Source organism: Polaromonas naphthalenivorans CJ2 (genome assembly GCF_000015505.1).
GTDB classification, from domain to species: Bacteria; Pseudomonadota; Gammaproteobacteria; order Burkholderiales; family Burkholderiaceae_C; genus Polaromonas; species Polaromonas naphthalenivorans.
On record NC_008781.1, the window covers coordinates 4186883 to 4212207 of the forward strand.

Annotated in this window: 23 protein-coding genes, 1 pseudogene and 1 riboswitch; of the genes and pseudogenes, 13 read left to right on the top strand and 11 right to left on the bottom strand. The window is 41.3% G+C overall.

The window, feature by feature from the left end; genetic code table 11:
• The first annotated feature begins 68 nt into the window (after positions 1–68).
• The 3 genes from PNAP_RS19605 (at position 69) to PNAP_RS25915 (ending at position 4668) form a co-directional block, all read left to right on the top strand.
• A complete protein-coding gene (locus tag PNAP_RS19605) occupies positions 69–998 on the top strand; it encodes a DNA/RNA non-specific endonuclease (RefSeq protein WP_083758071.1) in 930 nt (309 codons plus the stop codon).
• 406 nt (positions 999–1404) lie between these two features.
• The gene (locus PNAP_RS19610; protein ID WP_011803287.1) at positions 1405–3072 is read left to right on the top strand and encodes an RNA-directed DNA polymerase; all 1668 of its coding nucleotides are present in this window, start codon (positions 1405–1407) and stop codon (positions 3070–3072) included.
• A gap of 3 nt (positions 3073–3075) precedes the next feature.
• Positions 3076–4668, top strand: a complete 1593-nt coding sequence (locus PNAP_RS25915; protein WP_011803288.1) for a DNA polymerase — start codon at positions 3076–3078, stop codon at positions 4666–4668.
• Between the two features lie 404 nt (positions 4669–5072).
• On the opposite strand, the gene PNAP_RS19620 is transcribed toward PNAP_RS25915, so the two are convergent.
• Entirely contained in the window at positions 5073–5498 is a 426-nt protein-coding gene (locus PNAP_RS19620) for a hypothetical protein (protein ID WP_011803289.1), read from the bottom strand.
• 72 nt (positions 5499–5570) lie between these two features.
• Positions 5571–6146, bottom strand: a complete 576-nt coding sequence (locus PNAP_RS19625; protein ID WP_011803290.1) for a recombinase family protein — start codon at positions 6144–6146, stop codon at positions 5571–5573.
• Positions 6147–6408: 262 nt separating this feature from the next.
• Between PNAP_RS19625 and PNAP_RS27150 the strand changes: the two genes are divergently transcribed.
• From PNAP_RS27150 to PNAP_RS27180, 9 genes are all read left to right on the top strand, one after another.
• Positions 6409–6798 (top strand): hypothetical protein, encoded by a 390-nt coding sequence (locus PNAP_RS27150; protein WP_011803291.1) that lies wholly within the window; start codon positions 6409–6411, stop codon positions 6796–6798.
• Positions 6799–6986: 188 nt separating this feature from the next.
• Positions 6987–8384, top strand: coding sequence for a BAR domain-containing protein (locus tag PNAP_RS27155; RefSeq protein ID WP_011803292.1), 1398 nt, complete (start codon positions 6987–6989; stop codon positions 8382–8384).
• Position 8385: 1 nt separating this feature from the next.
• Complete coding sequence (locus tag PNAP_RS27160; RefSeq protein ID WP_157040332.1) at positions 8386–8808, top strand: hypothetical protein; 423 nt, start codon at positions 8386–8388, stop codon at positions 8806–8808.
• A 261-nt stretch (positions 8809–9069) separates the two neighbouring features.
• Entirely contained in the window at positions 9070–9531 is a 462-nt protein-coding gene (locus PNAP_RS19635) for a YbjN domain-containing protein (RefSeq protein WP_041376832.1), read from the top strand.
• Between the two features lie 282 nt (positions 9532–9813).
• Positions 9814–10515, top strand: a complete 702-nt coding sequence (locus PNAP_RS27165; protein WP_157040333.1) for a hypothetical protein — start codon at positions 9814–9816, stop codon at positions 10513–10515.
• A gap of 1210 nt (positions 10516–11725) precedes the next feature.
• The gene (locus PNAP_RS27170; RefSeq protein ID WP_157040334.1) at positions 11726–11929 is read left to right on the top strand and encodes a hypothetical protein; all 204 of its coding nucleotides are present in this window, start codon (positions 11726–11728) and stop codon (positions 11927–11929) included.
• Positions 11930–12198: 269 nt separating this feature from the next.
• Positions 12199–12585 carry a hypothetical protein gene (locus PNAP_RS19640; RefSeq protein WP_011803296.1) on the top strand — a complete coding sequence of 129 codons (387 nt, stop codon included), beginning with the start codon at positions 12199–12201 and terminating at the stop codon, positions 12583–12585.
• Between the two features lie 805 nt (positions 12586–13390).
• On the top strand, positions 13391–13828 hold the full coding sequence (locus PNAP_RS27175) for a hypothetical protein (RefSeq protein ID WP_011803297.1): 438 nt from the start codon (positions 13391–13393) through the stop codon (positions 13826–13828).
• A 1-nt stretch (position 13829) separates the two neighbouring features.
• Positions 13830–14087, top strand: coding sequence for a hypothetical protein (locus tag PNAP_RS27180; RefSeq protein ID WP_011803298.1), 258 nt, complete (start codon positions 13830–13832; stop codon positions 14085–14087).
• A 288-nt stretch (positions 14088–14375) separates the two neighbouring features.
• Here PNAP_RS27180 and PNAP_RS27185 read toward each other — a convergent pair whose 3' ends face one another.
• The 5 genes from PNAP_RS27185 to PNAP_RS27195 all read right to left on the bottom strand — a co-directional run bounded on the left by PNAP_RS27185 (position 14376) and on the right by PNAP_RS27195 (position 20222).
• Entirely contained in the window at positions 14376–15002 is a 627-nt protein-coding gene (locus PNAP_RS27185) for a hypothetical protein (protein WP_157040335.1), read from the bottom strand.
• A gap of 676 nt (positions 15003–15678) precedes the next feature.
• Complete coding sequence (locus PNAP_RS19645; protein WP_157040336.1) at positions 15679–16317, bottom strand: hypothetical protein; 639 nt, start codon at positions 16315–16317, stop codon at positions 15679–15681.
• Positions 16318–16388: 71 nt separating this feature from the next.
• A riboswitch (SAM-I-IV-variant riboswitch) is annotated at positions 16389–16493 on the bottom strand.
• 2025 nt (positions 16494–18518) lie between these two features.
• Entirely contained in the window at positions 18519–18818 is a 300-nt protein-coding gene (locus tag PNAP_RS25925; RefSeq protein WP_011803301.1) for an H-NS histone family protein, read from the bottom strand.
• 521 nt (positions 18819–19339) lie between these two features.
• Positions 19340–19744, bottom strand: a complete 405-nt coding sequence (locus PNAP_RS27190; protein ID WP_011803302.1) for a hypothetical protein — start codon at positions 19742–19744, stop codon at positions 19340–19342.
• 277 nt (positions 19745–20021) lie between these two features.
• Positions 20022–20222 (bottom strand): hypothetical protein, encoded by a 201-nt coding sequence (locus tag PNAP_RS27195; RefSeq protein WP_157040337.1) that lies wholly within the window; start codon positions 20220–20222, stop codon positions 20022–20024.
• Between the two features lie 826 nt (positions 20223–21048).
• Here PNAP_RS27195 and PNAP_RS19650 point away from each other — a divergent pair.
• Positions 21049–21171 (top strand): annotated as a pseudogene (locus PNAP_RS19650) (cyclic pyranopterin monophosphate synthase MoaC); the annotation flags it as partial.
• A 21-nt stretch (positions 21172–21192) separates the two neighbouring features.
• On the opposite strand, the gene PNAP_RS19655 reads toward PNAP_RS19650, so the two are convergent.
• The 4 genes from PNAP_RS19655 to PNAP_RS19665 form a co-directional block, all read right to left on the bottom strand.
• Positions 21193–22713, bottom strand: coding sequence for a PglL family O-oligosaccharyltransferase (locus PNAP_RS19655; RefSeq protein ID WP_011803304.1), 1521 nt, complete (start codon positions 22711–22713; stop codon positions 21193–21195).
• A 161-nt stretch (positions 22714–22874) separates the two neighbouring features.
• Positions 22875–23663, bottom strand: a complete 789-nt coding sequence (locus PNAP_RS19660; protein ID WP_041376835.1) for a type VI secretion system membrane subunit TssM — start codon at positions 23661–23663, stop codon at positions 22875–22877.
• A gap of 90 nt (positions 23664–23753) precedes the next feature.
• A complete protein-coding gene (locus PNAP_RS25930; protein WP_011803306.1) occupies positions 23754–24254 on the bottom strand; it encodes a pilin in 501 nt (166 codons plus the stop codon).
• Positions 24255–24723: 469 nt separating this feature from the next.
• On the bottom strand, positions 24724–25224 hold the full coding sequence (locus PNAP_RS19665; protein WP_011803307.1) for a pilin: 501 nt from the start codon (positions 25222–25224) through the stop codon (positions 24724–24726).
• Positions 25225–25325 lie beyond the last annotated feature (101 nt).

Below are 25325 nucleotides of genomic sequence, written 5' to 3' on the forward strand. Positions count from 1 at the left end.
CGTTTACCAAATCACGATTTCTACACAGCCTGATTTCACCCAATCAGTCCTGTGGCTCACGTCCAAAAATGACAAAAAGAAAAACAACAAAACGCTCTCAGTCCCGAACCAAATTCCACCTGATCTACATGCTGCTGGCGCTGGCAATCGGCCTGTCCCTGCATTCCTGTGCCGACATTCCTGCGGGGCGCGAATTAGCTACCAAATTTGGCTTGGATGGAGTCGTCAAGGAACTAGCCACGGCGGCGCGAGACCTTGCCAGTACGGCTAAAACGGCCTCCAAGGCTGCGACTTCAACCAAGACATACACAGGTGACGACACTGATTCTTTTTCAGCCTGTCGCCAGTTTTTTGCAGGTGGAAAACCACCAGTTGTCGCTCCACGACCGACCAACCGCGACCTCTGCTACGACGCATTTGCCATCCTGCACTCTGGCGAAAGCAAAACTGCTGTTTTCGTCGCTGAAAAGCTCAACCGCGCATCCATAGCTGATGCCGACGAAAAGCGAACCAACAAGTTTTTCCCAGATGCACGGCTACGTTCTGCCGAACGGGCAACACTCGATGACTACAAGGGGAGTGGTTTCGACAGGGGGCACCTTGCGCCAGCAGGAGATATGCCTACCGCGCAGGCGATGGCTCAAAGCTTCTCATTGGCAAATATGGTGCCACAAGCCCCAGAACACAACCGTGGCGTATGGGCGAAGTCGGTTGAGGCTGCCACACGCAAATATGCAGCAAGGGCTACAGGAGACGTTTACGTCATCACTGGGCCTGTTTACGAACCAAGTATTGCGCAAAGTCAGAGCATCGGTCCCGGTAAGGTACGCGTTCCAAAGTACCTTTTCAAGCTTGTCTACGACCAAGACACAAACCGGGCGTGGGCACATTGGCACCTGAATGAGGATGCAACGCGAGGCTCAAAGCCGATTAGCTACTCTGAATTGGTCAAACGTACCGGAATTGAATTTCTACCCGGAGTGAATGCAAATGATTGAAGCATCCAGTCTGCCATTGAAGTGGCATTTTGTTCATTGCCCCAGCCCATTGTTGCTTCCTTGACCGTTTAACTTCACCAAACCCCAAGTCTATCGGCTTAACTATGTGTGTAATCGGATGCTGCTAAGCATCGCGATGCTTTACGTCAAAAATCAATCTTTAGCATTCAGTAATCACATTGAAAACATCTAAAGGTGCATTCAAGTATCGAAAGCATGTTTGATAAGCTGTTAAGGCCAAGCCCTGAAGCAGATATAAGATCAAGCGCAGTGACCTTACCCATCAATAAACTGAAAAAATAACAAGTGACAAAGTTCTCCGCCTGCTCTTTCACGACTATTATTCGTAAGCCTAGGAGTTGGACTATCACCAATTTCTCAATTAAAAAATCCAAGGAGAACTAGTTTGAGCGATCACGAAGATTTGTGGGGCGCTGAGGGAATATTAGGATTTCCTATAAATTGCAACGCAGTGCTTGCACACCTAAAACAAGACATGAGGGATGATTGGTTTTTTGACGCCATTCAATATAAAGATCTCCTATCGACAAAAAAAGATCTCAAGAGCACATTATCTCACCTCCTACTCGAAGGAAACGGTTCATATACAGGAGATAACAGAATAGTGTACGACATACCAAAAAAAGGGCTTGGTATACGATACGCACTAGAGACAGATTTCTATGACAGATTTATTTATCAAGCTGTATGCTCTTATCTGATTCCATTCTTTGACCCTCTACTCTCACATAGAGTACTAGGACATCGATACAACAAAAACAGGCTTGAAGAAAAATATTTATTCAAAAATAGAATCGAACTTTGGAAAACATTTGAAGGAGTAACATATACTGCCTTCAGAGACAAAAAAGCTTTACTCGCAACTGACCTGATAAATTACTTCGAAAATATAACAACAGAAAAAATAAAAGAAGCATTCGAAAGTAAGCTGCCAAACATCCACGCCAGCGGCAAGGAAAAATTAAAAATACGCAATGCTATAACTACACTTTGTGACTTATTAGTAAAATGGAGTTACAGTGAAAAACATGGTCTTCCACAAAATAGAGATTCATCTTCATTTATCGCGAACATGGTATTAAACGATATAGATCATGAAATGAAGCGACGGGGTTATGACTATTATCGTTATGTAGACGATATAAAAATAATATGCGATTCCCCTCGACATGCACGCAAAATATTATCTGAATTAATTAAAGAACTACGTAAAGTTGGGATGAACATAAATTCATCAAAAACAAAAGTTCTAACGGCAGAGGAAAAACCTGATGTATTAGCAGAATTCTTCCCTAACACCGATGATAGAAGTACAGCCATAGACAATATGTGGCGATCAAAAAGTCGCAGAGTGATTACTAGATCTGTGCCATTAATTTGTGAAATGCTCAAAGAATGCATTGACAAGAAAGAAAGTCAATCAAGACAGTTTAGATTCGCAGTCAATCGGTTGAGCATGCTTGTTGAAGCTGAAATATTCGATGTCAAATCAGAAATAGCGCAATCTCTTGTAAAAATAATAACTGATACGCTGGAAGAGCAGCCAGCATCGACTGATCAATACTGTCGAATATTGTCAATATTAGACTTAGATCCAGAATCCTTACTGGAAATAGAAAAATACATTGCGAACGACGCGCGATCAATTCATCAATGGCAAAATTACCATTTATGGTTCATGCTTGCTAAGAAAAAATACAAGTCAGACCTTCTGACAATGGCAGCAAAAGATCGAATACGGAATACACCACTTTCAGCCGAAATACCTGCAATATTTATATATCTATACTGCACAGAAGGAAGTGATGCTATTAAGGAGTTTATTCCTCTCTTTTCAAACGATTGGCCATATCAGCACAAGAGGCATCTTCTTTTCGCTGCAAAAAACTTATCAAAAGAAGATCTGCGGCCATTAGTAGACCACATCTCGACAAAAATCAAAACAACAATACAAAGAGCATCTCCATACTTTTTATCTGATGGAACACCTCTCCTTTCAATAGAAAAAGTTAATCTTTTTGAACTGTATGACAATGTCAATCCATACGATTAAACTATGAAAAAAGTCTTACTCTTTTCCAAAGATTTCGCTGATCAGGGAGGTGATAAATACTATATTTGGAACAATCAAAACTTAACTGAAAAATCGGCAGCGGAAATATGTGATGAAAATGACCAAATTATTTGTCATGATTACTGGTTAATTGCTCCAAGCATCGTAAAAAAGGAATGTCGATTACCATGTAATGTCATTGACATCCATGAATTTAGTATTGCAATATCGGGAATAAAGCAAAACCGAAAAATTCGTGAACGTGGAGAAATCCGCGATTTTCTAAAGAAAATACCAAAGATAGCGCACCTAGAAGCAGAAGCAGAAGCAGAAGCAGAAGCAGAAGCAGCAACCATATCAGCTTACTTAGATATTTTTTACAAGAAAAAACCACTGAATTTGCAAATTTTGACTGATGTGGCCAAAATAATTCAAGTTCGATGGCTAGAACTCGAAAAGCTTGCTGAATCTCTTGGGGAGCTTCAAAGACAGAATGAGGTTGAAATTCCGATCTTTAACATTCTTCATAAAAACATTACACCCGGTATTAGAATAAATCAAGAAAATCTAAGAGAGCATAAAAAAGATATCGAATACGAATACTACAAGACGCTTAAGGATTTCTCCAATAAATATGATCTTCCACTTGAAGATCCTAACGATCAAACCGTTATAGATTATCTAGAATATCGAGATTTTGATTTCTCAGGTATTTCTGTTGATTATATGTTGCAGTTTGTTCCCACTCCTGATGGCTTCGCAGAAGCTGTAATCAATTTAAGAAAAATAAGTGCATCCCGACATCTACTTTCTGCTCTAACTTTATCAAAAAAATACTCAACCCCTGTAATTGACTTGTTCGGCTCGATAACTTCAAGAATTTACTTTAAAGATCCAGTATTTCAAAATATATCTAAACGGCATCGCGATGTTATTTGTCCAAATGGAAGCAATTTATTGTCGTACGTGGATTACGATCAATTTGAAGTTGGGGTAATGGCAGCGCTTTCTGAGGATGAAATATTGCTTTCACTATACTCAGGAGAAGACCTATACGAATCACTTTTAGAGCAATTATTCGGTGAAAAAAATCAAAGAAAGTTTGCAAAAAGGCTCTTCCTTTCTTATGCATACGGAATGAAATTAAATAGAATTTCCGATGCCGCACATGCTAAAGGTGTTGAAAGGGGAAAAGTAAAGGAATTTTTTCGGAAACTTACAACCTTTGAAAAATGGAAGGCAGATTTGCAAGAACAATTCCATAAGAATGGATGCATCAGCACTTCAGAGGGTAATTTTCTTAGGAGAAATGTCACTGGCCAGCTATCAGAAAAGGAAAAAAGATCCTGCATTAGTCAAGTTGTACAAGGGACTGCCTCTCTAATCTTCAAAAAGGCTCTCCTTGCTCTGGATAAGATAGATGGGTTTCGCATACTTGTACCTATGCACGATGCTGTACTGGTTGAGCATTCAGCCCACCTCGATCCCGCGTTATTAGTAGATGTTTTCAGTCAAGTTATGACAGATCACTTTGGGGGAAAAATAAAAGGCAAAGCTTCTTTAGAGAAGTTTTTTTTGCCCAAGGTTGGAAACTAACTTGGATGAAAGTGTTGCTCACTTTTTCCTCTAGTTTAAAAACAACTGAGTTTGGCATTTCGATCAATGGCTTCTAAAACTTCTTGCTGTTATGTCATGCAAGCAATCTATGAAGCAAAGAAAATTTCACTATAATTCCATCGATTGGTCAAATTGCTCGACTTCACAATCGGAACGAATTCCTGATATCGAGCCACCACACACTGCGAGAGACATTGATTGCGCAGACAGATAGCGATGATGTGTTACGTCGAGCTTTCCTGTATCATTTCCACGGTCGTGCAGTAGCTACTTTCTTTTATGTATGGAAACCGGACAAAATGAATGAAGTTTTATTTTTGTGGTGGAATTGAAAATTACTCACGATTATCCGTTTGGAGGAAGGTTGACTTCCTCAGATAGAGTCAACTCCGGCTTGAATTTTGATTTGACCGCCGAAGATTCGCAATTTCGATTTGTAACTTTTCGATTTGAAGTTCCACAATTTTGTCATCGCGTTGCTGAATTTTTTTATGCCACCTATCCGCGCCGTAGAGGCTAAGAATAGATCCAATCGCAATAACTGCACCAAGTAGCAAATTTAAGACTTTTTCATTTTCCATCGCTATTTCGCGAAGCTTCTTGTTTAGCGCCAACAGATCATCCTCGGACTTATTTCGTTGAGCTTTCGATTCAAGACCAATTACTAACTCGCTATACCTGACCTTTCGATCAAGGGTCGTGGTGTAGTTCGATGCGAAAGAAAAGATGGATACAAGTATCAGTGCAAGCCCAAACAGGCAAGAAAACTTGTAAATATTGTCAGTTGGGATAGTGAGGGATGGGGTCATTTCGAATTGCAGCTAAAGATCATGGTCAATGTGGAAATGCATTATTGCTCTCATTGCTATGCCCATTTCAAGTTACCCGACACTGGCTGATTTCTCAGTATTTAGATACGTGTACACGGTTTCCCGGCTGACTCCGAACTCCCGAGCAAGGACAGTCTTTTTCTCTCCAGCACCAGCACGACGCTGAAGTTCAAGAACCCGCTCTTTGGTCAGCGAAGCTTTTCGACCTTTGTACTTACCCTCGACCTTTGCAATTTGGATGCCCTCACGCTGACGTTCAAGGATGATGGACCGTTCGAATTCGGCAACGGCACCCAGCATCGACAACAGCAGATTTGACATGGGCGAATCTTCACCCGTGAATGAAAGACCTTCTTTGTGAAATCTGACCAAGACTCCACGGCTGGTCAGGTCTTTGACAATGCGGCGAAGGTCATCAAGATTGCGACAGAGGCGGTCCATTGAGTGAACGTGAAGCGTGTCACCTTCGCGCAGATGGGCAAGGCATGCTGTCAATTGTGGTCGGTCAACATTTTTCCCGGATGCTTTGTCTTCGAAAATTTTATGAAGGGAAACACCATCCAGTTGTCGGGCGGTATTTTGGATGATGGTCGAAACACGAACGTATCCAACATTTTGACCTGTCATCGTTTTACTCCTTATAGGGTCTTTTCGCCCGAATCTGTAAGGATAGATTCTAAGACTTAATGGACGTTCTGTCAAAGAAATAAGATAACCACCCTAGATACGCACTTTGTCTATCAAATCGAATTGTCCAGTTAGGATGTAGTCAAAACGGACAGAAATATTTAGTATAAAATAAGTTAAAAAATGTAACTGCATCTCAAGAAGTCGTTTGAGAATTAAAAAGTTGATTTATTAGAGATCAACATAACCATCAATAAATGATATGAATGAATTAAGGAAAGAAACAATTAAGCAAATTTTGCTTGGTGCCAACCTTGATTTTCAATGTGAAGTTGTATCGCAGTCATTTATGGACAATGGTTGGACATTACATCCAGTATATTTTAATGAAAAAATAGTCGGAGGCATTGTCGAAAAAGATGGAAGTATTCACACATCAATTTCACCTGATTATCAAAAAAAATGGAATCCTCGACCATATATTAAATCTATTCTTTATCCTGCTTTGGATAAATATGGTATTTTGTACTCAGAAGCACTAAAAAGTGATCATAGAGCTATTAAATGGTTAACTAAACTTGGTTTTATTTATTTAAAAGATGATAGTGAAAAAATATTCTTTCAGTTAAAAGAAGTTATCTATAAATTTTAAGGTTTTAAGGTTTTAAGGTTTTAAGGTTTTAAGGTTTTAAGGTTTTAAGGTTTTAAGGTTTTAAGGTTTTAAGGTTTTAAGGTTTTAAGGTTTTAAGGTTTTAAGGTTTTAAGGTTTTAAGGTTTTAAGGTTTTAAGCGATACTGCTTGGAATTTAAGTAATTCAATTTTTATCATTAATTAAATATTATGCCAATAGTTGCAGTTTTTATTCCATTACTTACATCGGCTGCTGGTGCTGCAAGTGCAGCAGCAGCGGCGGCGGCCGCCGCCGCATCAGGGGCAGCAGCAGCAGCAGCAGCAGCGGCAGCAGCGGCAGCAGCGGCGGGAACAGCCATAGGTGCAGCAGCAGCTTCAGTTGGAACAGCAGCAGTAGGGGCAATTGGAAGTACGGCTGTAGGCTCCGCAGCATTGGGTGCTGCATCAACAGCGTCTGCCGCAGTAGCAAGTGCAGGAACAGCATTAGCTGGTACAGCGGTAGGAACAGCAGTTACCGGCGCAGCTACTACAGTAGGAGGAATAGCTGCAACTGCTGTATCGTCAACTGTAAATTTGATTGGTGTACAAGGCGTTTATACATCAATAGGTGTTGCATCAGCTTATACAGGCTCAAATGTCTTAGATGGCTTTAAGAATATGACTGAAGCTGATTCAGTTATCGAAAAAGCAAGACAGGATTATTCTAAAGCCGTAAATGAATTAGAAACCAAAAAAATTGAAACAACAGCTAAACTTATTAAGTTAAATGAACATAAGTTAGTAATATATTCAACTCATATAAAAAATGCTGTAAATATTTTTAAAAAAATAATATCAACTAAAGAAAAATCTACTGATTTCTATGATAAAAATAAATTAGGCGCTTTGTTTGATAAATCGGAGCTCGATGTAATGAGCACCACAGCATATGAAGCAAGTGATATTTTAAGACAAGTTAAAAGTGGTTTGAGTTTGACTAGTGCTGCATCAACTGGAACGCTCGCATTCATGGGTCAATTTGGAATCGCTTCTACTGGTACAGCAATTTCTACACTTAGTGGTGCAGCAGCTACCAATGCAACGCTAGCAGCGTTAGGTGGGGGTGCAATAGCCTCCGGTGGAGGAGGAATGGCTTTAGGCTCAACCGTTCTAGGAGGCGTTACTGTTTTACCCGCTGCCATTGTTATGTCGTGGAGATATGCTAAAACTGCAGAAAAATCTTTGACGTTAGCTCATAAACAATATGCCGATACAAAAATAGAAATTGAGAACATTATAATTCAGTTTAATATTCTTAAACAAGGCGTTGATATAAGAATTGAAGAGCTAAACAGTACGTTAAGAAAATTAGGAGAAATATGCAAAAATAAAATTTTGCCAAATTTAAATACTGTTTATTTGGCAAAAAAGAATAGCGAAGGAAATATTTCTTTTGAATCATGTACTAATGATGAAAAATCTACAATTGCGTTGTCTGCACATTTCATACGCGAACTAAATTCAATTATGCGCGTAAAAGTACTTGATGAAAATGGAAATCCAAGCGAAACATCTAAGGATATTCTTTCAAAGATAAAAGCAGATTCTAAGATGAGTGAGGAAGCATGATATGACTCATATAAAAGAAATAGTTTCAAGCAACGAAAAAAAGAAAGAGCTTTCTAGCGAAGAATTTAATGGTTTAGTAGGTCTCATAAAATCTATGGTAGATGCAAAAAAAGAATACGCTATCGTAAAAGAGCAGGAGGCTACCAAAAGATATGCTATTAATTCTGATTTAAATAAGTATTTAGCAAAAGTAAATATACAAAAAGAAATTTTAGAAACGCATCTAGCTAATGAATTTAAAATTCGAAAAGAAGCTATCTCAGAAATTTTTTCAAGGCTAGACGTGGCTATTGATAGTGGTAACGATGCTATAGCGGTAGCAGCGTTAACGGCAATACATGGCATTGTTATTGCAAATCCTTTGGCAGGAATTGGTGAAATGAAAAAAGTTTTTGAAAACACTGACGGTATTCTTGAACTTTAATTGTTTAAAACGTTAAATGCTTTTAATTAAATAGATGTAATCTATATATAAATTTGCATTTTGTAAACTATTTTGCTTCAATTCTTGTGCGCCAATTTCCTCATTGCAGGCGCTTTACAAATTTTGCTAAACAGGTCTATCAAACCCGTTGTGCTGTGTGCAATGGGTTTTTTATTGGATGATCCACTTTACGGATTGGGGTGATTTGATCGATTGTCTGCCCCGGCACTTGCCAATAAGACTAAACCGGAGAACTTTGCTATGAGCGACTTTATTCCAGAATCTGACGTTACCCCTGTCACTTTATCCCTGCATCTAGAGCGGGCTGTCGTGCAACACAGGTTGGAAGATGACGAAGCAATCTATGTTACGGAAGACGACTGGATACCGTTTTGGATTCGTATTCTCAAAAAGCCGGGTTTTGTTGGATTTGTCACCTACTTTAATTTCAGAAAATCATCCACTAGTCTTCAAAGACTAGAACTTGCCAATGAGTTCAATCGTGAAACTTACATGAGTTCTGCTTTTGTTAAAGATGACATTTTGAAGATAACGCATGTGATAAGTTATCGTGATGGTCTTTTAACGGAAACCCTGATACGCGCCTGTCGTCAGTTTTCAGGAGGTATTAGTCTCGCGATTGATGAATTCGACCCAGAATATAAAATTCTTATGCGACTGATGAAAACTGAACCAGAATCGGAAAGTTCAGAAAATGAGTAAGTCAGTTTCTGCACCTTTTATCACTCGATCAGACCGACTCAGCCGATCAAGAGGTGCGTTGATTGATCTTGCCTGCGGTGATGCTGACGGGACCACAGTTGAATTCAAGCCACGCGGTTCCTTTCCCCTCATGACCGATATGGTCGGTGGTGGTCCATTTCAGTTGTTTGTTGTTAAATGAACAGATTGCTGGGGTCTACTTTAGACCGTCTATCAAAACCAATTCGATAATTTTGGTCCATTGAAACATAAATAATGAAAACAAACTAGGCGGAGAAATTAATGAATTTAAGAAAATACACAAGATTATTTGTAGTTTTGTGCATTCCACTTTTAATATTAGGTTGGATTACGTCAAAATTTTTCCCATTTGATAATCATAGTCTTATTGTTTGTCAACATAATTTTTGTCGTAATTTAGGAACTGATATTAACAACGGTTTGTATAAGCACGCAAAGAGCCAGTCCCCGTCATGGTTTGAGGTTCAAGTGGGTGATTACGACGAGAACGCTTTTCCACATGACTTTATATCTGCGTCAACTAGAATTGTGAGAAATGCGAAGATCATCAGTGCTTCAGCCTCTGGAGCCTACGGTCCTGAGGTTGAATCGTTTATGGGTGCGCTTGCCGGGCAGCAAGCTATAGTGAAATTGGGTGCTAGTAATGACGAAAGATCAATAATTAAAAATAATTTTATTAAATTAAGTTGCAATGAACTGATTTTTAAAGCACAAGAAGGTAAGTACGCATCAACCTGCTATGGAGACGGTTGGTCTGGACTTGTTAATTACTGGGTGCCTAGCGATTCACGAAGTGAACTTGACGAGTTATTAAATTCAGTAAATAACAAAATTGACTCTCGGAAATCAGAATATTATCTGTATATGACCGTCATGTTGCCGGCATTTGTATATGCATTCTTTGTTGTGTCATTTTTGATATGGCTTTTCGTTAAAGCCGCGAGGTTCGTTAAAAGCGGTTGATAGCATTTCACGAAATCAAATAAGATCATCGCCAATATCGCGCATGATTGGCAGACTCAGCCGGGAGCTTGCCTAACTTGCGTCCGGCAGATTGCGAACGTACATATAACTCGTGAGACTAAAGTCAATCAGGTATCCCAACTGAGTGGCTGAAAAAGCTTACCATGTGTGAAAAAATCGATGCATTGGCCGATCAGCTTGTTTTGACAGATGTGAAGACAGATCAACTTCAACGGAATGAATTATTCAAATAGCTTTTCGATGAGTTTTGTACTTTAGTTGAACCATAAATATCGATAAGGACTAACGTGGCTATCCAAGACACGATCCTTTCACTATTTAGTCGGTGCTGAATAATTCCTAACCCATTGTTTTGATTAAGGAATTTCTTAAATTTACGGCTGTGAATTTGCAAGAAAATAAATGCTATTCATTTGATTTCTTGCAAATTTCGACAAGATTCTGGCCTTCTCTAGCTCGAAATTCGCGCAAAGATGCACCCAGTGACGCCTTCCCTGTGATGTTGTGCGATGGAGCCAAACCGTCATGCAGTCCCGCCTGCTGCTCAAGAAACTGCGGCTTCTGCGTGTCTGTGTGGCGTGGTGTACGAAGCTGGAATGGCGCGGTCTGTGTTGAACGAATTCGCGCTCCGCAATGCCAACAGGCTGAAACCCCGATTTATTCAGCACGAACTATTTAAGGCAAATCAAATGCGCATTCACCGAGAAACTAAAAAATCATGTTACGCGAAACTACAGGCCAAAAAAGTTTTTCAGACTCGTAAGAAAAATTAAATAACGAAAAGTGTCAACTTAATGAAAGTTGAATCAGAAAAAATATTCTTTCTCAATTTTTAGTAAGGAGACATCGATTGGCAGTGATGGTCGGCTTAGTCCAGAGCAATTCGATAAAGCGGCGCATGATGCGATGCTGGACATGCTATCAATCGACCCAACTTATTATTATCAAATAAGTACATCCAACGAGTTGCTATGAGTTGGGAGATTCACTGGCTGGTAATTTTCTTGGCGTGGTGGTTGCTCTTTGCAAGATAATAATAGATATGTATGGAAAAATTATTGATCGTTATTTCGCATGAAAAAAAATCTGGAGCGTGGATATCAATAATTTGTGGTTTAGTTTGAATTAGCTGGAGCAATTTCTGGAATAAATAAGGTACGAAACTAAACTATAACGAGATGGAAATACCATGGTCATTACACTATCTGCTGAGCAACAGGCGCGGCTCTTTTCATGGCTTCAGCCAATCAATGATGCTCATGTCAATGAAGGCTGTGAGATTCCCGGATACAAACTTGAAATCAGAGTAGCTGGACCATGGGGAAGCGATGCAATGGCTATATGTGGTTCTCAAAGATTGGACTTAGGCGACGTTACGGTGACAGTCTCCTGATAGCCAATATCATTACCACTTTACTGAAGTCGAGGTGGGGTAGCTGAACACCCGGTCAAAAATGGCTAAAGTTCTATCTCCTACGAGAACGCACACTGATTTTGACGGGTGGATTTGTCCAGTTGTGGTTTAATCCAGATTGTCAATTAATGACAGGCAGCGCAAGGCGGTATTATTTATGAACTATCCAAAAAAAGGCTTATATGCGGTTGATGTCGATGTTATTGAGTGCTGTGAGTATCAGCTTGTTGTCGGGGTGCGCCAGCCTAATGTCCACATCTGCACCTGTCATTGCAATTGTCAAGGATGACCTTTTTACTGGAACTGCCTTGGGCTACCCAGACAAAACAGGAAAAATTGAATTAGCGTCCGTCCTTGATCCTAGTATCCGATGTGTTGGTAACTTTGCTTACGTGGATACCAAAATGGGCGATGGTGACATTCGGTGCAATGATGGTAGTGTGGGCACCTTTCAATTCAATGGCTTAACTATGTTCAGCGGATACGGCTTTGGCACCATGACACTCGGGAGCATGAGCTTCACGTTTGGGCTTAACACTTCTGAAGCGGGTGAATATCTCAGATTACCGAAGGGCAAGGTACTGAGGGGAGCAGTCAAGGACAATAACGCATCCCTTGTAGATGTCGGTGCGTAGGATGTAGTGGAGCGGTTAGGTATAACGGTAACTTCGTTTGACTACAGTGAACATCCCGTAGGTGTCAATCATAAACAGAACGGCGCAGGGTAGGCTAAACGGCGAATTGGCCCGTTGCTATCGACCAGTCTGCCAGAACACTCCAAGCTGATTCTGGTGGGTCCAACATAGGCGGGTATGTGTCAACTATAGCCAGTGCTCGACTTGTAGTCGATAGCCTTTTATGCTGGCTCATGTTCTTACCGGAACCAGCTTTCTACTTGAACGGATACGCAAACCAAGACCCTACACCACGCGCCAACAGAACTTCGATAGTTCACGGTTGGAGTGATACGGTTGTCCCTGTTCAAAATAGTTTCCGCTTCTCCAAGCTGCACCAGTGTGATCTGCATCTACTTGATGGCGACCACCGGCTGAATGATGCCCTACCAAAGATCGAACCGCTTTTTGAAGATTTCCTCAAGCAACTCATTGCTGCGTGACTTAGCTAAAGTGGCACTGGTGTGTCACTTGGCAACTAAATTAAGACAATGGGAACACCATCCGCTACGACATCGACCAACAGTGCTGCAAAAATCACTATTCAATTGACAAATGACCCACTAGTGGTGACCAAAACTAACAGGGTATCAATCTGTCGTCAAGGAAATAGTAGGATTAATAAATCAAATATATTTAATATTGATTGTTTCTGCGTATTTCGTAAAATAAAATATTTTTATCATAAAGTGAACTGTATGATGTAAGTGTGATTTGGTGCCCCACCACTTTTAGTTAAAAATTTTTATACATTTAAGGGATATATATGAAAAATCAAACTTGTGCATTAGGTATTAGATTTTCTATTTCAATAATGTTGGTCTTAGCGATGCCTACATTGGTCATTGCTGCTTCACCATCCAAAATAAGTTGTCAAGGAAAAATACATCCCGAAATTACTAAAAATATTGATGGTGCATTAGATTCCGAAGCGTTGCTTAATACAGCAATGAAGGGGAAAAAATACGGATTAAATCAAGTTGCCTCAGTAGCCAGTCTAGAGACAAATTTAGTGCAACTTCATGGAGGCAAAGTGTCTCTGAAATCAATTAATTCAAATGAGGGGCGTGATGCGGTAAAGCGAGTTGCATTGCTGATTGAAAACAATTATGTGATTGCAGCAAGAATGGCAATAAGTGCAAGTAGAACAAAAAAAAATCATACCAGAGCCGCAGTCTGGTTATGTGTCAAGTTATGTTCATGATATGACGCAACCATACGATGAAGACCCAGAACTGGCCGCTATTGAAGCCAAAACTGTTAAAGCTGACAGTATCCTTGACAAGATGACACCAAAACCTAAAGCATTTGCAAGGTGGGTGGTTCTTGGGTATGCTTGGGATGACGCTATTGCAATCGATGCGTCTCTAATAGGCTACTGTATGTCAGAGCCGTCTAGTCAAGATCAAAAATTACTAGAGGCTGCTGTTGGTGTAGCACGCTTAGTTCGTTCTAAAAATTAAACTATTCTTATCCTAAGCTGAAACAATGCAAAAATAAAAACCCCAACAAGAAACTATTATAACTAATGGCTTCAGTTGGTGGTTTTTTATTTGGTATGTGATTTTACACAAGCAATTAGTGGAATGAAATTTACCATTGAATTAATTGGGTATAACAGCCTTATGATTTGGACAGATTGTGAGGCACACTAATTTTATAGTGCCGCTCAGACACTGTTATGTTGGGACGACTCAAGCGTTGAGGAAATTAACCCCTTTCGCTGAGAACTAATTTATCGTTGCAGGGAATCAAACAGCAGAATGCAACGTTTGCAAAGCGTGCTTGTTAAGTTCTGGAAGCATGTTTTGCCCCTTCACTTGCTTGACAACACAAAGAATGACCGCAAGAATGTTTGTCAGAATGACACCAATGAAAATGCCTAATGCAAAATCGACAAATGGTAATAACCCAATGACGGCACCAATAACAAAACTACGCAGAAACCAATTTCTATAATAATTCTTTGGTATATAAAGTCCAAATTCTTTGAGTCGATTGCAATGTATAGACGGGTCAAATGCTGACTCTCCAGTTGACTTATTTAAAGCACCAAAATAAGCACCATTTTCTATGCCTTCCGCTGCACCATAAATAATTGCAATTTGATGCCCGACACGAAGAGGGACTGAAAAATCACTCATATTAAATTCAGCATCTTTTCCATCGAGTTTTTTTAACCATACCTTGCTTGTCGTGACAATTTGGGTGGAAATACGAGGTGGCGTATACGTCCCCGAACTGTTGGTTATGACATCCGACAAACCCCTATGCGAACTAACAATAGAATTAGATGATTCGGACGATTCAAGAACGGTTCCTTGAATGATATTCAACCAAATTTTTTGTCCATTTGACAAAGTTATATTTGTAGCCATTACTTATCCCTGTTATGTTATGTTATGTTATGTTGCCTATATCACAACTTATGAATTTATTTATGTCTAGGCTAACTTCGCTTGTTCCCTACGCTTAGCAGTAACGTAGTCTTTTCAAAATATAGCAAACGTCACTCTACAGAAGATAACTTAAATTTGAGTTAAAAAGTCATTACTTAAAAAAATTTATGTGATGAGGTTGTGATCATGAAAAAATGACTTTTAAAAACTAAACAACATCAATCATCATCAGAACAGCTTAGGTGACGCTGTTAAGGGACTCTAATAGTTGGGTATCAAATGTTCTGCCAGAACACCCTAAACACATTTTGGTGGGGTCTAGCAATGGTACTAACGTGTCAATCGTTGTTAGTGTGCGACTGAACGTGCATGGTTTGTTCTCGCAGGCCCCCGTTTTTTGCTTGAATGAGTGTGGCAACCAAGAACCTACACTGCATGCGCAGCCTACGATGATTGTTCATTCTTGAGGTGACAACGTTGTACTTGTTCAGAACAGCATCAAGTTTGCCAAGTTGCACCAGTGTGATCTACATTTACTTGATGGTGACCACCGGTTGAATGATGCCCTACCAAAGGTCGAACCACTTTTTGAAATTTTTCTCAAGCAAGTCATTGCTGCATGAATTGCCTGAACTGGTGTAAGTGAAGAACAAACCTAACAGCGTATCAATTGGTCAGCAAGTGCCTTATCCATCATTGAATTCTTGATTTCTTCAAGACCACGCTTTACTTTGTATTTCAAGTTGGAGTACGAATGCGATGCTTCACAGGCTTGAGCGCCCAGCCTTTTCAAAACCGTCTGGTACTCTTTTTGGCCAATTTCACCTGACTTAAACTTGCTGCGCAATGCGCTTTTCTCTAGCGTGATACGCGCCCGAACCGAGTCAGATACTAACAAGCGTGACTCCAGCTTTCCGGCAAACTTCTTGATGAATTCCGCTTGAACAGCATCGATTTGAGGTTTCAACCGAAGGTAGGCAACATGGGTGAGATACGCCTTCTTGGCTCTGATTAGGCAATCCTCAGCGTCAGTGATACCTCGTTTTTCCAGTGATGCTTGTCTGCTGAGCATCGCTGGACCCAGAGCTATCAGTGGTGGCTCAAACGTCCAAGCCAATAGTTCAAACGGCGAAATTATTGAAATAGTGAGATTGCGCCATGCGTGACTAACGGTGGCCTTGACAGCGACGCCCTCAACAATAAATTCCAGTTTTTCATCCCACGCAGGAAAGTTGGGATAGGGTACGTCTAGATTCAGCACTTTCTGGACAGCTTCGAAATTGCGTTTGCTCATGTATGGCTCCAAGTTCTTGAAAGGACACATCAAGACTTGGAAAACTGAATGAACGGATAAAGTCGTTCCAGAATGGCTCGTTTGGTTGCTTCGAGAAGCCCCATCTGCTTTCGCTAACCACCTTGCCCGAGTTGGCAGGTTGGTCTGAATATTTCTATCCAGTCTTGATGTTGTCTCCATCATAAAGTGAAATTGCCTGATGTGCCGAAATTTTAATTGTGATTCACATCAAGGTAGGCTTGCCAGAATGGCCGTAGCAACGATTATAGGTGCATGGTATGGTAGTGGTATCCAAATGGGTGCCGAGAGCATGTACGGTCGTTTAAATCGACTTGAGAGCCTTGTATCGTCGTCATTGATGATTATGGATTTACATCAATCAAACAAACTATTCAACGAAATATGCGTTTTCTGTGGTTAAAGTACATACTTTTAGACTTGTTCAGTATTTTTATGACGCCAATACTGGATGCAAATGATGGTGTTGCATTCAGTAGCAAAGTATGCTATAATGTAATTATCCGAAACTAAAGTACACTAATAAAATATTTTTGGTGCCACCGATAGTTATCGTAAGATTCAAAATTTGAATTTTTCTGTTGGATGCATTTTTCAAAATGCTAATTCAGATTGATTAAATAGTTTCATGAGTCGAACATCTCATTAAAAAGTTCAGAACCACCCCTTAGAAAGCTGGCTACGAAAGAACTATGACTCACGGTATCCAATCCGAGTTAGTTATAGGATGCAACACAACGGGGGTCACAGTCAAACGCACATATCGATATTTGAATGTGCATGACGGTACTAAGGTTTAAAGATTGTGGTTATATACGTTATTTCCAATCACAATTTCTTAGTACATGCGTGAGCATGTGGATAAACGGTACGTATTGACAGCAGGGTTCTAGTAAATTTCCATTTAGGGACGCTACGGATGTAGTGATTGCTTACGGGCAATAAGTTGAACGAGCTACCACAAAAACTGCGAGTAGGAACTAAGTTTCTCCTACTCAAGCGTATGTCAATGGCCGGTAAATGTATCAGGTCAAATAGTAGGTCCAAGATACCTTCTTCCACAAGAAATAGCTCTTGAATCTAAGAATTAATCCATAATTGAGCTTTGCAAAAAGTCCCTTGTGTTGTGAAAACCTGCCGAAAAATTATGAAGTTTGAATTCTAAGACTCCACAAGAAATATCTAAAAATTAGTCTAAGTGATTGTCTAAATACAATACCACTAAGACAATACAGGGATATGCGCCGCAGGCGCAGGAGAGAGCGTAGTGAACGACATACAATTACCACTATATAGAACTATAAAATAATAATATTTATAAATTGGGTAATTGTAGTGTCTACTCGCTATCGCTCATAGACATGCTGCGCATGGTATATATTTTAATAATCAACATATTGATATAATACAGAGATACGCGCAAAGCGCGGGAGAGAGCACAGCGAACGACATACAATTACCACCATAGAGAACTATAATATAATATATGGTAAGGTTAGTCGCTTCGCTCCTAACCTGCGCTTCGCGCTTTCTTTATATGTTCTTATCTTATAAAGTAAGTAAGGATATCTTCTAAATATTTCTAGTGGGTTTAATGTAGACCTCATAGACGCATTTATTACGAAATTGATGCCTGCGTATCTAGCATTCAAAAAAAGCCTCCACAAGCCTTTATAGTAGCTTCTGGGGGCTTTTTCCATTCAACTTTGGTTGCATCTCAGCACTTCGTATTGGAATGACTAACGATGCGACGTTTCCAAGTATTTTGGGAACACTGATTCGTATAGAGAATTTAAATCATCCATTAGTAGTTGCCGACTTTCGTCAGGATTAAAAATCCTGCTCATATCAGTCTACGGTTAAATTTTTGAATCCAAAATTTCGATTCTTTCGTCCAGCGATGAATGATCAACAAACAAAGACATGCCCGAAATCGGTTTAGGATGGTTGTTGTAATACAGGGGCGCAGAGCCTTTTAAAAGTCAAAGTAATGGGTTGGGTGTGGCAAATTGATTTGAGTACGTGTAAGGGCTTATGGAGGGCTTCAGCAGCCTTTAAAAAGTAAAGTTTCCTTGTCATTTCTACCATGATAATTTCATCTGAAATCCTGCTTTTGGCTCATCTCCTTCAAACGTAAAAAAGCCTGCTGATCAGAGCAGGCTTTTAGTTTGTGCATAGACGAATCAGGCGATCAAGTAATCCTTCTTGTCTTTTCCACGCAGCCATACAGGGGGGATACCACGGCCAGACCATTCACTTCCTGTCTCTGAATCACGGTACTTCGCAGGTACCTTCGTGGCCGAGTATTTGTTTTTCTTAGTGGAAGTTCCAGAAGAAAACAGGTCATTTTCTTTCAGGCCATGCCTATCGATCAGCGATAAAACGTTAGAAATGGCTTCGAGTCGAGCTTCGGCTTGCAGTTCTTTGATTCTTTGGTCAAGTGCATCTCGTTCTGCCAGAAGTTCCTGAAGTGTGTTGCTCATTGGTATGTCTTGTGAATTGAAAAAGGGATGATTCTATCTCTATCGAGACTTCATATGGATTCATAGAAGTTCTACCTTTGGCTTCTCATTTAGGTTGCATCAGCCCGATTACTAGGATGAAGACCAAATTCAGGTTAATGTATTTTTTATCGCCCAAAGTCTTGTAGCACGTTTATTAACAATATAAAACTATAGATAGTAGTAGTGCGATTTTGGCTACTATCTCTAATGTCACTAGATTAATATATTTATTTTTAATTGATAAAATTGAGATTGTTGGCATATATTTCGAATGGGTTTAGGTGTTGAATTTATGACTGAAGATTGATGTTGGTTCATAAAAAAATATTGTTTTTAATATTGAGTTGAAGGTTTCGAGGAACCTTGAAAAGTATGATTTATTTTTTCATTGGCAATGATCGTTACTGATAAAAATCTTTACCTTTTGTCATATACCCAATCCAGTTTTTCATTTCAGACTCTCTTACTGGCTCTATGAGAACAGAAGATATATTCTTTATTTATTTAAAATCTTTTAATAATCTATCAGTTATTGAATTAAATTCTTGATTCCAAACTTTATGGACCAGTTCTTTGGGAATAAAAATTATTCCGTGTATATGATGTGGATTTCGTTGATCTTTAATTGATTTATATAGACTTGATTCACCAAATTCATAACGACAAAAATCATCATAAAAAATTAAATCTTTTGCATTTCGTGAAAGTTGTTTGTTTAGTTTCCATATGAAATTATGTTTGTACTCTTGCAGCCAGTATTCGGGTCTTGGCTTATAGCCAGATGATCGAAATGCAACTGTCGTTGCAAATGACATCCATGATTCACTTAGAGATTTGAACCAAAGATCATGATTATTAATATGTTCATCTTTGGTTGGCTTCTGATAGTTAAATTCTTGTTTCATAGTAATGGTTTCATATGATTGATGTTGGCTTGAATGTTTAATCTATTCGTTTTATATAGGCAATAGAAGATCACACCCAGTGAAGAGCGTAAAATTTATATCCCAAGCACAGCACGGCAACTTGAGACTTGCAACACCAACTTTTTAAATGTTCCGTGCAACATCTATTTATTACTTTGAGACAGTCAATAATTTTGGACGAAAAAAAACCCGCACTAGGCGGGTTTTATGTTGGTGATTAAAAGTTTTCTTTGAGTGCCTTATGCTTACTAAGTTTTTAGACTTCTTCTACCGTGATTTCGTTTACGGGAAGAACGAAAACAGTAGCAAGGTATTGAACCAAGTGCTCTTCATCGCGTAGATGAAAACCTTGATCAACACGGTTGACAACGTCAACATCATCAAGTTCTAGACTTGATAGTTGAAACATGTCGGTCCCACCTTTACCATAATCAGCACCGTATACAAAATTAGCCATTCTATTTCCTAAATTTAAACCTTATGCTTTAGTGGGAAGCATGGGTTCTGGTTGTTGAACGATCAGTTCAGTTGATAATACCACTAGCCAAATACGGAAACGATCTTGTTGTACGTTCTTGAGTATGGCATCCATACTATTTGCAGATCATCGTACATTCATTGATTTACTCAAATTAGTTTCGAGCAATTAAACATGAACGCAAAGAAGTTTTTTTGTATGGTTTAAAGTGACGTTTGCAAAACGAATATTGATTAGAAAAATCCGGGTTAGAAGCTTCTAAACATCTCCACACTGTTAGTTTTATTTTAGACCTCTTATAGCCTCTCCTACAGGCTTTTGCACCTATACCTGCCCTCCACTACAAATGATATGCGATTTACTGTGTGTAGGCCGTTCTAGGGCATCGCTGGAACTGTTGGAATCACGCTTATCGGGTTGCCTAATCATCAAAGCGCAAGTATGCATTGATTACTTAGCTGGAATTCCATTCTTGTTTCAATCTTTGATGATGTAGTCGATTTTAAAAATGTGGCCCATGAGTAGAACTATGGGAACAACATGCGCTCCGCAAAGGAAGATGAAGGTCGTTGTAGCGTGGTTCTTGGAAGATTGTTCTAGAAGTGAAATCAGGTTCAAGCAACATGACTACGCTCCAACTTCGATTACAGTCGATTCTGGGTACTTGAAATCATTCAAATTCAATGCAATTTCAGGTGAAGATCAATGATAATTTCTGTCCCAATTTTGTCCCACCTAGAGGGTCAAAAATGTGAATTTTTCAGAAACACCGAAGAAAAAAACCTATATAAATCAACGCACTAACATCGCCCTGCTGACGATCTACGACATGTGCAAGGCCGTGGACCGGGGCATGACGATCACCGGCGTGAAGCTGCTGGAAAAGCATGGCGGGAAGTCGGGGAGCTTTGTCGCCAGCGGCGCTTGAAAGCGCTGTGCCGGACAGGAGTTACCGGCCCGCGTTCTTGCTGGCCCAGCGCGCATGGTCTTGCGGAAAAGCCGCCCGGTAGCGCGCCAGATACTGCAGGGCTTCGTCATCGCGCCCCAGCATCACCGCGCTTTCAATCACCTTTTCAATCACGCGCGGCTCGGGCGAGTAGTGCAGCATATCCTTGGCCAGGCCGTACACGGCGGCGGCATTGGCAGGCGTGAGCGGCGTCATGCTTAACTCCGCAAAGCGCGCCTGATTGCGGAACAGCCGGCTGCCGCGCACCTTGTCCAGCGTGTCTTCGCGGTAGGCGGCGCTGCGCTTGTCGGGCAACAGGTAAATCTGGCTGACGCGGTGATAGCTGATGGCCACGCACGCCAACATTACTATCATAGTGATAGCTGCCAGCGCCCGCAGGTATTGCGCAAAAGGCTTTTTTTGCTTGAATTTTTCATTTAGACCGTCAACATCGGCATCAGGCAATGGCTGGTTTTCGCGCCCGCCTGACAACAGCAGCCAGGCACTCAGCCCGGCGGCGATCTGGAACGGCCCGTACCACAGCGGATATTCCAGCAGGCTGTGCAGGCCGATGACCGCCAGCACGCCCCAGGCCGTCTGCCGCACCGGATTGCGTTCGCGCCACGGCTGGGCGCGCCACACCAGCCAGCCCAGGGCGCCGCAAATCGCCACGGCGGCCGGAACGCCCAGTTCCACTGCCAGGTGCAGCGGCAGGTTGTGCGCGTTGTCGAGGATTTCGCAAAAGCGCGGCCCTGGGTACAGCGTGATGAAGTGGGCATAGTCCAGTTCGCCCCAGCCCCAGCCCAGCCACGGCTTTTGGGCAATCAGCGTCAGCACGTTGGACCACAATATCTTGCGGCTGGAGCAGCCCGGCGATTTGACCAGCCGGCCAAACAGGCCATCGCTGTGCAATCCGGTCGCCAGTTCCAGCAGCCACGGCAGCATCAGCACGGCGACGCCATAGGCCAGCAAGGCCAGCACGGCGAACACCGGCAGCCGCCACCAGCGGTCCGGCAGCGCCCACCAGGCGGTGAGCGCGGCAATCAGCAGCCATTGCAGCAGGCCGGTGCGCGAACTGCTGACGGCATTGCCCAGCGCCAGCAGCAGGGCCAGCAGCCAGGCCCACCAGGGCATCAGCCATTGCTGAGCCGGTTGCGGGCCTCCAGGCTTGTCCCGTTGCGCCAGCCAGCCGATCAGGACGAGCAAACCGATGCTCGTCAGCGTGGCGAACTGGTTGCGCTGGCGCAAGTTGGCAAACGCCTCGCCGGCCTCCGTCTGGCTGATCAACGGACTCAAAGCCGATGCCAGGCCAAAGTACTGCACCAGGCCGATGAGCGCGCTGATCGCTGCGGCGATCAGCCAGCCAGCGGTGACCAGCCTCGCATTGAGCCGGTTCCGGAAAGTCCACAGGAATACCGCGCACAGGGTCGAAAGCAGCAGGGGCCAGACGTTGGGCGTGGGGCCTGCAGTGTAGGGGTTGAGCCAGGGGAGGAGCAGGAACGCGGCCACCCCCCAGGTGGGCATGTCACGGGGGTTTAAGGCTGAATTCAAAAGTAAACAGGTTTGGCTTGAGTTCGATGCATTTTAGGAGTTTGATAGTTACCTCAAAATTGACGAACTGCCAAAAAAACCGACGAATTGATTTCGTGTATAGCTGCAATTTCTCACCGTTAACCATCGCGAAATTAAATTCCTTTTCCCCGCAAAAAACCTTCAATTTTTCCTTTCTTATTTAGCACTGCTACCCAGTCCTGACGTGCCGCGATGGGCAAGTAAACCCATTCTGCTATGTCAGCACCCTTTTCTGCAGCCAACTTCTCTGCGGCACTTTGCTGTCCCGGCTGTTTTTGCAAAAATATCATCAAAGGCTTCGCCTTCTGTAGCGACTTTAGGGATATTGCGTCATCGTATTTAATATAGAATTCGGGCCGATCAGAAAAATCTCGGCCTCCCAATGTGTAGTCAATCATGACTTTGGTGGCTTCTTCCTCATTTTTAGATTCTCTTAGCGCTACGATTGTTGGTCCTTCAAACCAGCGTGGTTTTAATGAAGCAGGCAAGTTAGCCAATGCAGCTGCAGCTAACGGGTCCGTTGCAAGCCTTAGATCAGGTGCTGAAACTACCTTGAGCCGTTCAAGTTCTACCACCAAAAATAATGGTCGTGCCTGCCATACCGTCCACAATCCGTAGCCCAAGGCACCTAACTGGATCAGCACGACTAGCCCTAGGTCGCGCCACAATTCGGTAAGTGGCTTGGCGGGATTAAACAGCACCAGCATCAACAAAGGCCCACACACGACATCCACGGCCATCACCAGCAAAAACAACTCCCGCCCACCAGATAATTCGCGATAGGGATACGGATACCACAAGCTAAACACTAAGATGCCTGCTAGTAATGCTAATGCCAAGCTACACAGCAAGTGAATAAATGCAGCTTTCACGGCAGCGAAGAAACGGACTCGGTAATTCATGTTCTGTAGAAATTGCCAGTTTAATAAAATACATTTAATAATGTAAACATACTCATTTAACAATATTTAATATGCCGTGAAACAAAAAATTTAGGTGCAAATTTTTGGTAGTAATTTATCGGAAACAGTAGTTGCTGGATTACTCGTACTTGTTTTGCAGTTAAAGCTAGCAGAGGCACTACTAACGACGATGTCAAAATAAATGGCCTTACCTGAAATACCAAGACCTGAAGTCGTAGTATTAAAAGTAGTTAGCGCTGTACAACCCAAAATATCTCCACTTGATGTAATGACTGCACTTCCAGCAAAAAGAACACTACTCACATATTTACCTTTGATTGCATTAAAAATTGGCAGTGGATTGGAAATACCCAAAGCTGCTGTTGTTGTATTATTGGGGCAAGTAGTACCTTCCAAATTATCCAACCAACCTGTTTTTGCGCCATCCGTTAAAGTTATCGCCTCAGAAACTTGAGCCCGCTGTATATAATTTTGATATGCTGGCAAAGCTACAACTGCCAAAATTCCAATAATCGCCGTAACGATCATTAGCTCGATCAAAGTGAACCCTTTTTTAAAAGTATGCTTCATAAAATTCCCAGCAGATAGTCAAAAAATAAATTTTGCACAATATAATTCATACCTATCAAGTATGAATTTACATATAATATAAACTATATAATACAAAACACCATAACAACAGGTAATTTATTTATAGATCAAACATGCAATAAGTTGCATTTCATCATATTAATTTTAATATAGACAAAATATCAAATCACACCATTCACATAAAAATATGATGACAAAAAATAGCATCCCGATGCAAGCAACCTCACCCACGCCATTAAGTACGAACTCAATAAATAAATTATTAATTATTAATCTAAAACTTATATAAAATAATAGTTGCAATTGCAATCTTTAATTATTTTATGCATTAAACAAACTAAACTTCTATACAATGAAGTCACATTATTATAAAATTGAATCAACTCAAAAAAAAAGGAGTGCTTAAGCACTCCTTTTACATAACCGTCACCCTCAAACTAAGGTTTGATTAGCTGCAAGTCTTGGGCAAGAACTTATCGGGAGTAGTGGTCAATGCATTACCCGTCGCTGTTCTGCAGTTAAAGTTAACTGTGGCGCTATTGGCGACCACATCAAAGTAAATTGCCTTGCCTGCAATACCAGGACCGGCGGTGGTGCTGTTGAAAGTAGTCAGTGCCGTACAACCGGTAATATCGCCCACCGCCGAAATAACTGCAGTGCCGCCAAAAAGCACGCTGGCCACATATTTACCCGTGATGGCCGTGGAAATTGGCAGTGCGTTGGGAGTGCCTGCCGCAGCAGCAGCGGTATTGTTTGGACAAGTCGTGCCAACCAGATTATCCAACCACGGCGTCTTGGCGCCATCCGTCAAAATGAACGCTTCACCCGCTTGAGCACGCTGGGTGTAATCTTGATACGCAGGCAAAGCCACGGCAGCCAAAATACCAATAATCGCCACAACGATCATCAATTCGATCAGGGTGAAACCCCTTTGCATGGAACGCTTCATAAAAATACTCCCGATTAATAATACAATAGAGTTTATGCATCAACTTTTAATGTGTAAAAGTTTCATTAAAAGGAGTGCTCAAGCACTCCTTTTACATAACC

What these genes read in the sequence shown, in the direction of transcription:
- PNAP_RS19605 (WP_083758071.1), top strand. Translation starts at nt 69, where the DNA reads ATGACAAAAAGAAAAACAACAAAACGCTCTCAGTCCCGAACCAAATTC.
- PNAP_RS25915 (WP_011803288.1), top strand. Translation starts at nt 3,076, where the DNA reads ATGAAAAAAGTCTTACTCTTTTCCAAAGATTTCGCTGATCAGGGAGGT.
- PNAP_RS19620 (WP_011803289.1), bottom strand. Translation starts at nt 5,498, where the DNA reads ATGACCCCATCCCTCACTATCCCAACTGACAATATTTACAAGTTTTCT.
- PNAP_RS19625 (WP_011803290.1), bottom strand. Translation starts at nt 6,146, where the DNA reads ATGACAGGTCAAAATGTTGGATACGTTCGTGTTTCGACCATCATCCAA.
- PNAP_RS27150 (WP_011803291.1), top strand. Translation starts at nt 6,409, where the DNA reads ATGAATGAATTAAGGAAAGAAACAATTAAGCAAATTTTGCTTGGTGCC.
- PNAP_RS27155 (WP_011803292.1), top strand. Translation starts at nt 6,987, where the DNA reads ATGCCAATAGTTGCAGTTTTTATTCCATTACTTACATCGGCTGCTGGT.
- PNAP_RS27160 (WP_157040332.1), top strand. Translation starts at nt 8,386, where the DNA reads ATGACTCATATAAAAGAAATAGTTTCAAGCAACGAAAAAAAGAAAGAG.
- PNAP_RS19635 (WP_041376832.1), top strand. Translation starts at nt 9,070, where the DNA reads ATGAGCGACTTTATTCCAGAATCTGACGTTACCCCTGTCACTTTATCC.
- PNAP_RS27165 (WP_157040333.1), top strand. Translation starts at nt 9,814, where the DNA reads ATGAATTTAAGAAAATACACAAGATTATTTGTAGTTTTGTGCATTCCA.
- PNAP_RS27170 (WP_157040334.1), top strand. Translation starts at nt 11,726, where the DNA reads ATGGTCATTACACTATCTGCTGAGCAACAGGCGCGGCTCTTTTCATGG.
- PNAP_RS19640 (WP_011803296.1), top strand. Translation starts at nt 12,199, where the DNA reads ATGTCCACATCTGCACCTGTCATTGCAATTGTCAAGGATGACCTTTTT.
- PNAP_RS27175 (WP_011803297.1), top strand. Translation starts at nt 13,391, where the DNA reads ATGAAAAATCAAACTTGTGCATTAGGTATTAGATTTTCTATTTCAATA.
- PNAP_RS27180 (WP_011803298.1), top strand. Translation starts at nt 13,830, where the DNA reads ATGACGCAACCATACGATGAAGACCCAGAACTGGCCGCTATTGAAGCC.
- PNAP_RS27185 (WP_157040335.1), bottom strand. Translation starts at nt 15,002, where the DNA reads ATGGCTACAAATATAACTTTGTCAAATGGACAAAAAATTTGGTTGAAT.
- PNAP_RS19645 (WP_157040336.1), bottom strand. Translation starts at nt 16,317, where the DNA reads ATGAGCAAACGCAATTTCGAAGCTGTCCAGAAAGTGCTGAATCTAGAC.
- PNAP_RS25925 (WP_011803301.1), bottom strand. Translation starts at nt 18,818, where the DNA reads ATGAGCAACACACTTCAGGAACTTCTGGCAGAACGAGATGCACTTGAC.
- PNAP_RS27190 (WP_011803302.1), bottom strand. Translation starts at nt 19,744, where the DNA reads ATGAAACAAGAATTTAACTATCAGAAGCCAACCAAAGATGAACATATT.
- PNAP_RS27195 (WP_157040337.1), bottom strand. Translation starts at nt 20,222, where the DNA reads ATGGCTAATTTTGTATACGGTGCTGATTATGGTAAAGGTGGGACCGAC.
- PNAP_RS19655 (WP_011803304.1), bottom strand. Translation starts at nt 22,713, where the DNA reads ATGCCCACCTGGGGGGTGGCCGCGTTCCTGCTCCTCCCCTGGCTCAAC.
- PNAP_RS19660 (WP_041376835.1), bottom strand. Translation starts at nt 23,663, where the DNA reads ATGAATTACCGAGTCCGTTTCTTCGCTGCCGTGAAAGCTGCATTTATT.
- PNAP_RS25930 (WP_011803306.1), bottom strand. Translation starts at nt 24,254, where the DNA reads ATGAAGCATACTTTTAAAAAAGGGTTCACTTTGATCGAGCTAATGATC.
- PNAP_RS19665 (WP_011803307.1), bottom strand. Translation starts at nt 25,224, where the DNA reads ATGAAGCGTTCCATGCAAAGGGGTTTCACCCTGATCGAATTGATGATC.